Here is a 13,099-nt window from a genome sequence, read left to right on the forward strand (position 1 = left end):
TTTGCTTCTTACATAAATCATTCCAGCGAATGTTAATAAGAATGCAGTTCCGATAACGAAGCTGACGCTAGGGGATGCCCCGATTGCACCAACTGTAAAGGATCCAGCAACAACTCCTAATGAGAAGAAAGCATAAAACAATCCGAATGCTTTTCCGCGTTTATCATCTGTCGTATTTTCAACAAGTAATGCATTTATTGATGGGAAAAGGATAGCGAATCCAATACCATAAATCATCATAACGATAAAGAGCATACCTTTTGTTGCAAATAATCCAAGTAAAGATAACGCGAATGCCATTACTGCAATCCCAATTAACATTAGTTTTGAACGATTAAATCGATCGTAAATACGGTTTGTTGGCAGTAAGAAGAAGAGGATAGCGGTAATGCCGAATACACTTAACATCATGCCTGTTGTAGATGCTTTAAGTGCTAATGCCTCAACTTTCACTGGTAGCATATACGTGACAATTCCTTGTGAAAACATTAGCGTGAAGGCACCAATATATGCTTGCAATAACGGTTCTGATTTCAATAGTTCAATCATATCTTCTTTGTTCATCATTTGTGTTCTTGAAGTATCTTTTCTTGATACGTTATTTGGTAAGAAGAATAGAGATACGATTGTACCAAGGACCATTAAAATCGAAATGGTAATGAACACCCACTCTATACCAGCAGTAGCTTTCATAATCCCACTGAAAGCGGGTCCTACAATTGCCGCTGTTCCAACAGCAGCACCAGATAGAGCCATCGCCTTACCTTGTCTTGCTGAATTTGTTTGTTTTGATAAAAACGTAAAGGCAGCAGGAATTAAAAATCCGTCACTAAAGCCGTGCATAAAGCGCACAACTAATAGTTGTTCACCACTTTGAACAACGGTGTATAACAAGACTATGAAACTCGTAAGTCCCATGCTTATATAAAGTATTTTTTTTGCACCAAATTTATCGACGGCAGCGCCAGCAATAATATTACCGATCATATTAGCGAATGAGTACATACCGACAACTAGCCCAATAATAAGAGGAGATCCTCCAAGACTTTGAGCGAATGTACTCATAATAGGCAATTGTGAAAATGTATCTAGAAACGCTACGATAACAATAAAGTAAATAAAATATTTCAAGCGATATTCACCTCTCCTATGCTATTATGGCATAATGCTAATTTCAACCGCAATGAAATTGAATTAACAGATGTGGAAAAAAGTACAAAGTGACAAAATATTGAACATTATTTGTTAAAATTTAGTGGAAACGAGATTGTTTTTTTGAAATATATGGATGGAAGTATTATAATAGATTTGTAAACTTCACCAGGTTAAGTATATACGTAGAGAGGGATGTATAAAATGAAAGCACTACTTTGGCATGATCAACGTGATGTACGAGTAGAAGAAGTACCAGAACCAACTGTAAGACCAGGAGCAGTTAAGATTAAAGTGAAATGGTGTGGTATCTGCGGAACAGACTTGCATGAATATTTAGCAGGACCTATTTTTATTCCAACAGAAGAGCACCCATTAACACACGTAAAAGCACCGGTTATTTTAGGTCATGAGTTTAGTGGTGAGGTAGTTGAAATCGGTGAAGGCGTTACTTCTCATAAGGTGGGAGATCGCGTCGTTGTAGAACCAATTTATTCTTGTGGTAAATGTGAGGCTTGTAAACATGGACATTACAATGTTTGTGAACAACTTGTTTTCCACGGTCTTGGCGGAGAAGGCGGCGGTTTCTCTGAATATACAGTAGTACCAGAAGATATGGTTCACCATATTCCTGATGAAATGACGTATGAACAAGGTGCACTTGTAGAACCAGCAGCAGTAGCAGTTCATGCAGTACGTCAAAGTAAATTAAAAGAAGGGGAAGCAGTAGCAGTATTTGGTTGTGGTCCAATTGGACTTCTTGTCATTCAAGCAGCTAAAGCAGCAGGAGCAACTCCTGTTATTGCAGTAGAACTTTCTAAAGAACGTCAAGAGTTAGCAAAATTAGCAGGTGCGGATTACGTATTAAATCCAGCTACTCAAGATGTACTAGCAGAAATTCGTAACTTAACAAATGGTTTAGGTGTAAATGTGAGCTTTGAAGTAACAGGTGTTGAAGTAGTACTTCGTCAAGCAATTGAAAGCACAAGCTTTGAAGGACAAACTGTAATTGTTAGTGTATGGGAAAAAGACGCAACAATTACGCCAAACAACCTTGTATTAAAAGAAAAAGAAGTTATCGGTATTCTTGGATACCGTCATATCTTCCCAGCTGTTATTAAATTAATTAGCTCTGGCCAAATTCAAGCAGAGAAATTAATTACGAAGAAAATCACAGTGGATCAAGTTGTTGAAGAAGGATTTGAAGCACTTGTAAAAGATAAAACACAAGTGAAAATTCTTGTTTCACCTAAATAATAGAGAGTAGTAAAAAGTAGCCCTTTTCTAGAAATAGAAGAGGGCTACTTTTTTTCTATACAGAAAGGTGATAGACTTTCCTTTAACTACAGGTATTTTGTTTGGAAGGGGAAGTCTAATGCTTTCATTTATGTTGACATTGAAACGGATGTTAAAAGCTTGTTTACGAGCGTGGAAAGATAAAGAATTTCAAGTATTATTCGTATTAACATTTCTAACATTAACATCTGGTACAATTTTTTATAGTACAGTTGAAGGGTTACGTCCTCTTGATGCTTTATATTTTAGTGTGGTCACGTTGACGACTGTCGGTGATGGGAATTTTAGCCCGCAAACGGATTTCGGAAAGGTATTTACAATCTTATACATATTTATTGGGATTGGACTAGTATTTGGATTTATTCATAAGTTGGCAGTTAATGTACAACTACCAAGTATATTATCAAGTAGAAAAAAAGAGTAAAGCATGTGGATGTTTTACTCTTTTTTACATTAGTTTAGACAAGTATTTGCAGTAGCTTAACAATACTTTATTACAATATAAGTGCATTCAATCATTATATTCACTATGTATAAAGTTATAATGATATGAAAATCTGCATATTTTAATTTATTGATAGAAATTTTATGAAAGGTGGGATATTCTAGTCATAGGTTAACCGGACGATATCATAGGATCCTAACAAAAAGTTTACAATAATTCAATTATAAAATGGAGGATTTCAGATGAAAAAGAAAGTACTTGCTTTAGCAGCAGCTATTACATTAGTAGCTCCGTTACAAAGTGTTGCATTTGCTCATGAAAATGATGGGGGAAGTAAAATAAAAATAGTTCACCGCTGGTCTGCTGAAGATAAGCATAAAGAAGGCGTAAACTCTCATTTATGGATTGTAAACCGTGCCATTGATATTATGTCTCGTAATACAACACTTGTAAAACAAGATCGAGTTGCACAATTAAATGAATGGCGTACAGAGCTAGAGAACGGTATTTATGCTGCTGACTATGAAAATCCTTATTATGATAATAGCACATTTGCTTCACATTTCTATGATCCAGACAATGGAAAAACATATATTCCACTTGCAAAGCAGGCAAAAGAAACTGGGGCTAAATATTTTAAATTAGCTGGTGAGTCATACAAAAATAAAGATATGAAACAAGCATTCTTCTATTTAGGATTATCTCTTCATTATTTGGGAGATGTAAACCAACCGATGCATGCGGCAAACTTTACAAATCTTTCATACCCACAAGGATTCCATTCTAAATATGAAAACTTTGTGGATACGATAAAAGATAATTATAAAGTAACGGATGGAAATGGATATTGGAACTGGAAAGGTACAAATCCAGAAGAGTGGATTCATGGAGCGGCAGTAGCAGCGAAACAAGATTACTCTGGAATTGTAAATGATAATACGAAAGATTGGTTTGTAAAAGCAGCTGTATCACAAGAATATGCTGATAAATGGCGCGCTGAAGTTACACCAATGACAGGTAAGCGATTAATGGATGCACAACGTGTTACTGCTGGATACATTCAGCTTTGGTTTGATACGTACGGAAATCGTTAAGTATTTAAGAAAGGTCAAATCTCAGAATAGAGTATTTGGCCTTTTTATTACTAATACATGGAGGTATGAATCGTGAGAAGGAAATTGCTAAAGAGTATACTTAGCGTCGGACTCGGTTTATCGGCTTTATATAGTGGATCCTTGGCTCAGGCAGAAATGTCTACAGATCAAAATAACACTTTGAAAGTGATGACGCATAACGTGTACATGCTATCAACAAACTTATATCCGAACTGGGGACAAACCGAGCGTGCTGATTTAATTGGGGCAGCGAATTATATTAAGAATCAGGATGTAGTTATATTAAATGAAGTGTTTGATAATAGCGCATCAGATCGTTTGTTAGGGAATTTGAAGAAAGAATATCCAAATCAAACAGCGGTATTAGGTCGTAGTAACGGCAATGAATGGGATAAAACGTTAGGTAGCTATTCATCTTCAACTCCTGAAGATGGGGGCGTTGCAATCGTAAGTAAATGGCCAATCGTTGAAAAGATTCAATATGTATTTGCAAACGGATGCGGGCCAGATAATTTATCAAATAAAGGGTTTGTATACACGAAAATTAAGAAAAATGATCGTTTCGTTCATGTAATTGGGACGCATTTGCAGGCTGAAGATAGTATGTGCGGAAAAACTTCACCTGCATCTGTACGTACAAACCAGTTAAAAGAAATTCAAGATTTCATTAAAAATAAGAACATACCAAATGACGAGTACGTCTTATTTGGTGGCGATATGAACGTGAATAAAATAAATGCAGAGAACAATAGTGATTCAGAGTACGCATCCATGTTCAAAACATTGCACGCTTCTATTCCATCTTATATAGGACATACAGCAACTTGGGATGCGACGACAAACAGTATTGCGAAATACAATTATCCAGATGCACCTGCTGAACATTTAGATTATATTATTGCGAGTAAAGATCATGCAAATCCATCATTCGTAGAGAATAAAGTATTACAGCCGAAATCTCCACAGTGGACTGTTACATCATGGCTCAAAAAATATACGTATGATGATTATTCTGATCATTATCCAGTAGAGGCAACTATTTCTATGAAATAGTCTTAAAAAGTTTCTTCTTAAATAAGAAGAAACTTTTTTGTTTTGTAGAGGAAATTTAAACTTTCTTTCCAATATGTATAAGACATATAGAGAAGAGGAGAGAAAAATGTGGATCGAGGAATTTTTAAAGAGGTTCCATTACCGTGTGCATTTTTGGATGAAGTGGCTTTAGATAGAAATGTTCAATCGATTATAGAATTAAGTGGAAATAAGAAGATTCGTATAGCGAGTAAATCGTTACGTTCTGTTCCGGTTATGAAAAAGATTTTAGCTGCAAATGATCGATTTCAAGGTATTATGTGTTTCTCACCTAGGGAGGCTTTGTTTTTAATTGAACAAGGATTCAATGATTTATTACTCGGATATCCTGCCTATGATGAAAGAGCTTTATATGAAATAAGTTTGCTAACAAAGCAAGGGCTCATTATAATTTGTATGGTGGATTGTGAAGAACATATTGTTTATTTAGAAAAAATTGCTGAGAAGTCTAAAGGGTGTTTTCGTGTTTGTTTGGATATTGATATGAGTAGTCGTTTTTTTCAATTTCATTTTGGGGTAAACAGATCACCAGTAAAAGATGTGCAAGGTGCTTTGAAAATAGTAAAAAGGGTGAAAGAATCATCATTTTTAATACTAGATGGTGTCATGGGATATGAAGCCCAAATTGCTGGGGTAGGAGATCACATACCAAATCAGCGAGTGAAGAGTAAAGTAATTTCGTATTTAAAGAAGAAATCGGTTTTAGAAATTAAAGAAAGAAGAGGACATATCGTAAAAGAAATACAAAACCTAGGTATTGAACTAAGGTTTGTAAATGGGGGAGGCACAGGAAGTATAAAAACAACCGAGCAAGATAATGCAGTTTCAGAGATTACAATAGGTTCTGCTTTTTATGCCCCGAAGCTGTTTGATTATTATAAAGAGGTGCAATTTCATCCAGCTGTCGGATTTGCTTTACCAGTTGTACGTAAACCAGCCCCGTATATTTACACTTGTCTAGGTGGAGGATATATTGCCTCAGGCGCAATTGGTAAAGATAAAGAACCTGAGATTTGGAGGCCAAATGGCGCCAAACTATTAGCTTTAGAAGGTGCTGGCGAGGTACAAACACCGATTTTTTATAACGGTGAGGAACGGGTAGAGATAGGAGATTCTATCTTGTTTCGCCATAGTAAAGCTGGAGAGTTATGTGAGCGGTTTCCGTTTTTATATCGTGTGAAAGAAGGAGAGATTGTTGGGGAGTATTCAACATATCGGGGGGATGGCCAATGCTTTCTATAAAGGGACAAAAATGGAGAAATTGGACAGGGAATGTAGAAGGAACACCGCGTTATACGATGTATCCAGAAAGTATACAAGATGTAGTAGAAGTGGTAGGACTTGCACGAAGAAAAGGGAAGAAAATTCGTGTTGTTGGTTCAGGGCACTCGTTTACACCTCTTGTACAAACGGAAGAAATTTTAGTTTCTTTAGATGAATTGAAAGGTATTATGAATATCGATGAGGAGAAGATGGTTGCTGAAGTATGGGCAGGAACAAAGTTACATGATTTAGGGAGATTACTTGAAGAAAAAGGTTATGCACAAGAAAATTTAGGGGATATTGATTCACAATCTATTGCAGGAGCGATTAGTACAGGGACTCATGGGACGGGTATTACCTTTGGAAGTTTATCAACACAAGTTATAGAGATTACCGCAGTTTTATCCACAGGTGAGAGCATAGTTTGTTCGGAAACTGAGAATGTGGAATATTGGAGAGCCTTTCAGTTGTCGCTTGGAATGTTAGGTATTATTGTAAAAATAAAATTGGAAGTTATCAGGGCGTATTCACTCGTTTATAAAAGTGAAAAACAGTCATTATCTACTGTAATGAACAAGCTAGAAGAATATAAGAAGAATCGCCATTTTGAATTTTTCGTTTTTCCGTATTCAGATGAAGTGCAAGTGAAATTTGCAAATGTAACAACGGGTAAAAACAGTGATTTGAAATGGCATAAACTAAAGGTAGAGTTGCTTGAAAATAAGATGTTTTCTTTGTTATCTAAAGGATGTAAATGGTTTCCTTCTATAAGTAAAGGCGTAAGTCGATTATCGGCTAAAGCTGTACCGAATACAAAAATAATCGGTCCGAGTTATGAAGTATTTGCTACATCGCGTGCGGTTCCATTTTATGAAATGGAGTATAGTGTTCCTTCAAAGTATATGCGGGCTGTTGTAGAGGAAATTTCAAACCTTATTGAAAAGAAAAAGTATAAAGTGCACTTTCCAATTGAATGCCGTTATGTGAAAAGTGATGATATATGGCTCAGTCCAGCGTACGGAAGGGATTCAGCGTATATTGCTGTTCATATGTATAAAGGTATGAAGTATGCTGCTTATTTCGGTGAGGTGGAGAAAATTTTTCTAAAGTATGAAGGGCGCCCGCATTGGGGGAAAATGCATACGTTAACGTACGAAAAATTACAAAATATATATCCAGAATTGCATTCGTTTCTAAAGGTGAGGAAGTTATTAGATGAAGCAGAAATGTTTTCAAATCCTTACACAGAAAAATTATTTACGATTATGAAAAAAAGCTGACAAAGTATTACTTGTCAGCTTTTTTTAGTATGATTGCATTTCTTGTTTGACTAATGCGTTCGTAAAATAGTAATTTATCACGGCTAAATACATGTAATAAAACATGGATGATAAATAGACCGTTAATTACAAATTGGAATAATAGTATAACTAGTAATACTAAAGGCTCTGTATGATTTAAGATAGAGCTACTCGAAAGAATATAATTGATCCCGCCTAGAATGAAATAGAATATACCGTAACGAATGAATAATTCTTTTAGTGTAATACGCTCTGCTTGTCCTTTAATGTAAATCCGAAGCAACGCTTTTCCTATTGTTCTTCCATTTGTAAAGTATGGAATGATAATAAAGTAAATTAAGATTGAACATGTAATGAAAAGGAGTTCGTATACATTTGTATAAGATTGGATGTTAGCAATAAATAGTGAATTTCCTTTGTTTTTAATGAAAGGTACAACGATAGATAAGAAAATCCAATCAATTTGCATAGCGATGAGACGACGAATGAATCCGACTGGTTTCGTTTCTAAATCAATATGAATATCTAGCTCACTCGTTTTTGGAAGGAAGTACGTAAATATTGGTGCAATGATAAAACCAATTACGCCGCCTAGTGTGTTTAAAAACAAATCATCAATATCAAATAAGCGATAGGCACAATTATAAATACCATATAATCCAGTTACTTGTGTTAATTCAAAGAACAGTGAAAGGAAAAAAGAAATACACACTGTTTGTAAGAAGCTACGTCGGAAATAATAACGTAAGTACATACCAAATGGAACGGTTAGCAGAACGTTAAAAGCGACTTGTAAAAACGCAGATTCCTTTAATAAATAGAAGTAGGTAGCTGGCTTCGTTAAAATTGCCGAGGTATGATTACTAATCTCTTGTATGAAATAAAATGGCGAGAGTTGCATATGTTGTGTATTAGCCGGTTGTAGGCTACATGTATCATATGTTTGTGGCAAAGGTAAGATAACAAGAAAATAGGCATTTAATACATAGAGTAATAGTGAATATAAAATAAATGAACGCCACTTATTCAAATAACCATACTTGCGATAATTAAATATTAAAAAAGGGATTAATAGAAACATCGCTAAAATAGGAAATAAAATAAATGCTGTTTTTATTGGAAATAAATATGCAGTCAAAATAGAGCTCCTTTCAATGAAAATTCGTTTCTCATTATAACGTTAAAAGAACATTAAAACAAAATTAAAATATTTCGAAATAGAAAAAATTACAACTTTCAATGGAATTAAGTTATACTAAATTTAATATAAGGATATTATGATTATTATTAGTTGAGAGAGGGTACAAGATATGCGATATGAGCTTTTTTCTGTAAGTGGGGATCATATTACAACTTTTGAAAGTGCATGGCATTTTCAGGAGGGAGAACAGATTTTTGTTCATGATGATCAAACAAAACGAAATTTTATTATTATCCGCCTAACGCATGATGTATTTCAACAAAATAAACATGTTATTCGTTTGTATTGTCAAGAAAAGAAAGTATACGTATAAGAAAGGCCCTCTTACCGTATAAAAAAGTAAGAGGGCCTTTAGCATTATAAAGATATAAAAAAGTGAGTCATCCTAGTTTAATAGAATGACTCACTTTTCGATTTGTAAGTTTCACTTTATAAGAAAATAAGAGTAAGTACACCTACGATAATGCAATAGAAAGAGAAATATTTTAAATTTCCTTTTGCCATAATGTTCATAAACCACTTTAACGAAATATACGTCATGATAAATGTTGCGATAAATGCAACGACATATGGTACGAATAATGTGTCTAGATTTGGGTCTTTTGCAATGTCTGTAATACTTAGTAATAAACCACCTAAGCTAACAGGGATATATAGTAAGAATGAGAAACGAAGAGCTGTTTCTTGCTTCATACCAAGTAACATCGCTGCTACGATTGTTGCACCTGATCGGCTTATTCCAGGAATTAGTGCACAAGCTTGTGCCAATCCGATGATGATTGCATCTTTCATAGAAAGATCGCCATCATTTTTACGTCCACGCAAGTTTCTAATAATCCAAAGGCCGACAGCAGTAATAAGAAGGGAAATCCCAACCATTTTTACGCCTTTTAAGTACTGATCGATGTAATCTTTAAATAAAACACCAATAACACCTGCTGGAATGGTTGCAATAACAAGGTAAATAATAAAGAAGAAATCTGATTTTGCGTCTTCTGCTCTTGTAAATATATACGATAGGCCATTCTTAGTTAGACGAATTAAGTCCTTTCTATAAATAAGTAATACAGCTAATAATGAAGCTGAATTAACAAGTAGTTCGAAACTGAACCCTTCTATTTTTAGTCCTAGCAAATGCTGTGCTAAAACGAGGTGACCACTTGAAGAAATCGGAATTGGTTCTGTTAGTCCTTGGAACAGACCAAGAATTAAATATTTTAAAATGTAGTAAAATTGTTCCATAATAACCTCCTTGTTTATTAGTCGAAAGAAACAACTTGTCCATTATAACAAAGATACGGATGAATATTGAGAAGAAATAAATATTCGAAATATAATAAAAATCCCTTACAACGGTATAAGGGATTTTTATTATTAATGAGAAACTACTGTTTCTTCAAGACTTTTCGTTAATTGAACATCGACTTTCTCTGCATCATGAATATGATTCATAATAGTAGTATTTAACTTCTGGAACATTTGTTGTGTATTAGCGAATTCACGTAATATATCATCATTACAAGATTTTTGGTTTTCGATAGCTTTAATAACATTTGTAGCACCATTTTGTAACGTTTGAATCATAATTAAAATATTTTCAATTCTAGCGTTTGTATCCGCACTCATTTCTACACCTTCATCGACTAAGTGTAAATTATCTTTTGTGTTATCGTATGCTTTTTCAATTTCTTCTTGAATTTTTTTCGTTAAGTTGCCGATGTTTTTTGTACTTTCGGCTGTACTTTCCGCTAGTTTTCTTACTTCATTGGCAACGACAGCGAATCCTTTACCGTGCTCTCCAGCACGCGCAGCTTCAATACTCGCGTTTAAAGCAAGTAAATTTGTTTGTGCTGCAATGTTTTGAATGACTTCTACAATTTGCTCGATTTCTTTTGAGCGCTCACTTAAATGATTCATACTATTAGACGTGCGCTGAGATTGTTCACCTAATTTATTAATTACAATAAGTAAACGATGAACAGATTCTTTCCCTTCATTAGAACAGTCAATAATTTCTTCAATTGACTGAATTAAGCTTTGTTCTTTTTGTAACATTTCATTATTCAATTCATTGGAATGTGTTGTACGCGTTGAAACATTTTCGAAACATGAGCTTAATTGTTGAACTAAATTTTGGAGTGTATTGTGCTGGTTATTTACAAGTTTATGTTCTTGAACAACGCTTTGTACACGATCGTGGATAGAAGAAATAGTTTCTTGTTGTTCGATATCTTTTTGTTTTAATTCTGCTTCTAGTTCTTGTATACGACTTTCTAATTGATCAATTTTATGTTGAAGTGATTTTTTTTGCGTAAACATATATTTATTTCAACCGCCTTTAGAAGTTATATTTTCTCTATATTTGGATTTTAGCATCTTTTATAATTTTTAAATATAGGAATTGTTAAATATTTAAGAATCTATTACATTTTATTCATAATTCTCTTTTTTTCGTCATGAAAAATAAACTGTATTTAATGGTATTGTAAACAAACTGTAAAATAAATCATGTATAACTGTATAAGAAGGGAGTCGGATTATGAACTATTTTAAGCGAATCAGTAGTCTAGTATTAGCAGGAATTATCGGTCTTTCTAGTACAGTCGCTGTAAAAGCAGAGTCAAACGACGAGAAACTTAACAACATGCAACAGCAATTGCAGCAAAATGATGCAGACATGCAAAAGAAAGAGCAAGAGAAGCAAGCTGTTAATAAAGAAATTCAAGGTATTGAAAACGAACTACATAATTTAAATAATACAATTGCAAAAAATAAAGAGGCTCAAACTGCTATTCAACGTAAAATCGATGAAACACATAAGCAGATTGAGCAAAAAAAGAATGAAATTGTCGTTTTAGAGGATAAAGTCCTTGCTCGTAAAGATATTATGAGAAAACGTATGGTTTCTGTTCAAAACAGTTCAAATACAAGTTTAGTAGTAGAAGTTGTAGTAGAGTCAAAAAACTTTGCAGATTTCTTACAACGTATGAATGCAGTTTCTACTATTCTAGAGGCAGATAAAGAAATTTTACGTCTACAAGAACAAGATCTTCGTCAAATTGAAGAAGATAAGAAAACAATTGACGAGAAAGAAGCATCTTTAGTAGTAGACAAACAAAAATTAGCAAAAGCACAAGCTGAGTTGCAAGATAACTTGAAAAAGCGTCAAGCTAACTTACAAACAGTTCAAGCTAAATATAATGCAATTGCAAGCCAACTTAATTTAGCAGCAGAAGAAAAGGCTAAAATTGAGTCAAATATGAAGGCAGTTCAAGAAACAATTGCTCGTGAGCAAGAAGCGGCAAGAATTGCGGCAGAAGAGCGTGCAAAAGAAGAAGCAGCTGCAAAGGCTGAGCAAGAAGCTTTAGCTAAGGCACAGGCAGAAATTGCTGAAAAACAAAAGCAAGAAAAAGCTAATAAACCAGCTGAACCTGTTGCTAATAATAATTCGAAGGTAGAACCTGTAGAACCTTCTAAGCCAACTGCTGGTGGAAAAGAATTTTATGTACATGCAACAGCTTATACAGCAGACCCAGCTGAAAATGGCTATGGCCCAGGCCAACAAGTATATTCTGCATGGGGACCAGGTGGTAAAGGCTATAATCTAACTGCAAACCCAGGAATGAAATTAATCGCGGTGGATCCATCTGTTATTCCATTAGGATCTACTGTAAAGGTTGAAGGCTATGGAATTGCAATTGCAGCAGATACTGGTGGCGCAATTAAAGGCCACAAGATCGATGTTTTAATGCCAGATAAAGCTTCGTCTAGTAATTGGGGCAGAAAAAATGTTAAGGTTACAATTTTAAACTAACACGTAATCCAACTTTACAATACGTAAAGTTGGATTTTTTTACAAAAATAATGTTAAGTTAAGTTTACATTTTGTTAAGGGAAGCATACAATGTAATCGAGAGGTGGTAAAATTGTCCATTTTAAATAGAGTGAAGGAGTTAAGAGCTCGCTTTAATTTTTCCCAAAGTGTATTAGCAGAAAAGGTTGGAGTAACGAGACAAACGATCGCTGCAATTGAAAAAGGTGATTATGTTCCTTCATTGTTATTAGCACTTACGATTTGCGATGTATTCGAGTTAAAGATGGAAGATGTGTTTGTGTTAAATAAGGAGGGGAAAGAGGATGAATAGACTCGTATTTTCTTATATGCTAAATGTACTTTTAATGGTATTAGCAGGTTGGGCGTTTATTGAGTTGTATTATTTTACTATTGAAGTCG

At 34.5% G+C, this 13,099-nt stretch carries 13 protein-coding genes and 1 pseudogene; 10 read left to right on the forward strand and 4 right to left on the reverse strand.

Annotated elements, in window-relative coordinates; all coding sequences use genetic code 11:
• Positions 1 to 1,131, reverse strand: a 1,131-nt coding sequence (locus MR113_RS24985; protein ID WP_242257235.1) for an MFS transporter, incomplete at its 3' end; no start/stop codon positions are given.
• A gap of 225 nt (positions 1,132 to 1,356) precedes the next feature.
• On the opposite strand from MR113_RS24985, the gene bdhA reads away from it, so the two are divergent.
• From bdhA to MR113_RS25015, 6 genes are all read left to right on the forward strand, one after another.
• The gene (gene bdhA / locus MR113_RS24990; RefSeq protein WP_242257236.1) at positions 1,357 to 2,409 is read left to right on the forward strand and encodes a (R,R)-butanediol dehydrogenase; all 1,053 of its coding nucleotides are present in this window, start codon (positions 1,357 to 1,359) and stop codon (positions 2,407 to 2,409) included.
• 118 nt (positions 2,410 to 2,527) lie between these two features.
• Positions 2,528 to 2,872 carry a potassium channel family protein gene (locus tag MR113_RS24995; protein WP_073517263.1) on the forward strand — a complete coding sequence of 115 codons (345 nt, stop codon included), beginning with the start codon at positions 2,528 to 2,530 and terminating at the stop codon, positions 2,870 to 2,872.
• 263 nt (positions 2,873 to 3,135) lie between these two features.
• Positions 3,136 to 3,987, forward strand: coding sequence for a phospholipase CerA (cerA, locus tag MR113_RS25000; protein WP_097817876.1), 852 nt, complete (start codon positions 3,136 to 3,138; stop codon positions 3,985 to 3,987).
• Positions 3,988 to 4,059: 72 nt separating this feature from the next.
• Positions 4,060 to 5,061 carry a sphingomyelinase C gene (gene sph / locus MR113_RS25005; RefSeq protein WP_242257237.1) on the forward strand — a complete coding sequence of 334 codons (1,002 nt, stop codon included), beginning with the start codon at positions 4,060 to 4,062 and terminating at the stop codon, positions 5,059 to 5,061.
• Between the two features lie 108 nt (positions 5,062 to 5,169).
• The gene (locus tag MR113_RS25010) at positions 5,170 to 6,342 is read left to right on the forward strand and encodes an amino acid deaminase/aldolase (protein WP_242257238.1); all 1,173 of its coding nucleotides are present in this window, start codon (positions 5,170 to 5,172) and stop codon (positions 6,340 to 6,342) included.
• Positions 6,330 to 7,643 carry a D-arabinono-1,4-lactone oxidase gene (locus MR113_RS25015; protein ID WP_242257239.1) on the forward strand — a complete coding sequence of 438 codons (1,314 nt, stop codon included), beginning with the start codon at positions 6,330 to 6,332 and terminating at the stop codon, positions 7,641 to 7,643. Before MR113_RS25010 ends, MR113_RS25015 begins: the two co-directional genes overlap by 13 nt.
• Positions 7,644 to 7,650: 7 nt before the next feature.
• On the opposite strand, the gene MR113_RS25020 is transcribed toward MR113_RS25015, so the two are convergent.
• The gene (locus MR113_RS25020; protein ID WP_242257240.1) at positions 7,651 to 8,802 is read right to left on the reverse strand and encodes a VanZ family protein; all 1,152 of its coding nucleotides are present in this window, start codon (positions 8,800 to 8,802) and stop codon (positions 7,651 to 7,653) included.
• 172 nt (positions 8,803 to 8,974) lie between these two features.
• On the opposite strand from MR113_RS25020, the gene MR113_RS25025 reads away from it, so the two are divergent.
• Positions 8,975 to 9,178, forward strand: coding sequence for a hypothetical protein (locus MR113_RS25025; RefSeq protein WP_242257241.1), 204 nt, complete (start codon positions 8,975 to 8,977; stop codon positions 9,176 to 9,178).
• Positions 9,179 to 9,294: 116 nt separating this feature from the next.
• Here MR113_RS25025 and MR113_RS25030 read toward each other — a convergent pair whose 3' ends face one another.
• Together MR113_RS25030 and MR113_RS25035 are read right to left on the reverse strand one after the other, a co-directional pair.
• The gene (locus MR113_RS25030) at positions 9,295 to 10,107 is read right to left on the reverse strand and encodes an undecaprenyl-diphosphate phosphatase (RefSeq protein ID WP_242257242.1); all 813 of its coding nucleotides are present in this window, start codon (positions 10,105 to 10,107) and stop codon (positions 9,295 to 9,297) included.
• A 132-nt stretch (positions 10,108 to 10,239) separates the two neighbouring features.
• The gene (locus MR113_RS25035; RefSeq protein WP_242257243.1) at positions 10,240 to 11,184 is read right to left on the reverse strand and encodes a methyl-accepting chemotaxis protein; all 945 of its coding nucleotides are present in this window, start codon (positions 11,182 to 11,184) and stop codon (positions 10,240 to 10,242) included.
• Positions 11,185 to 11,404: 220 nt separating this feature from the next.
• Between MR113_RS25035 and MR113_RS25040 the strand changes: the two genes are divergently transcribed.
• The 3 genes and pseudogenes from MR113_RS25040 to MR113_RS25050 form a co-directional block, all read left to right on the forward strand.
• Complete coding sequence (locus MR113_RS25040) at positions 11,405 to 12,679, forward strand: 3D domain-containing protein (RefSeq protein ID WP_242257244.1); 1,275 nt, start codon at positions 11,405 to 11,407, stop codon at positions 12,677 to 12,679.
• Positions 12,680 to 12,791: 112 nt separating this feature from the next.
• Entirely contained in the window at positions 12,792 to 13,010 is a 219-nt protein-coding gene (locus MR113_RS25045) for a helix-turn-helix transcriptional regulator (RefSeq protein WP_048527833.1), read from the forward strand.
• Positions 13,003 to 13,099: pseudogene (locus MR113_RS25050) on the forward strand (DUF2178 domain-containing protein); the annotation flags it as partial. The gene MR113_RS25045 and the pseudogene MR113_RS25050, both read left to right, overlap by 8 nt.

The organism is Bacillus cereus group sp. BfR-BA-01379, assembly GCF_022663605.1.
Classification (GTDB): Bacteria; Bacillota; Bacilli; order Bacillales; family Bacillaceae_G; genus Bacillus_A; species Bacillus_A mobilis.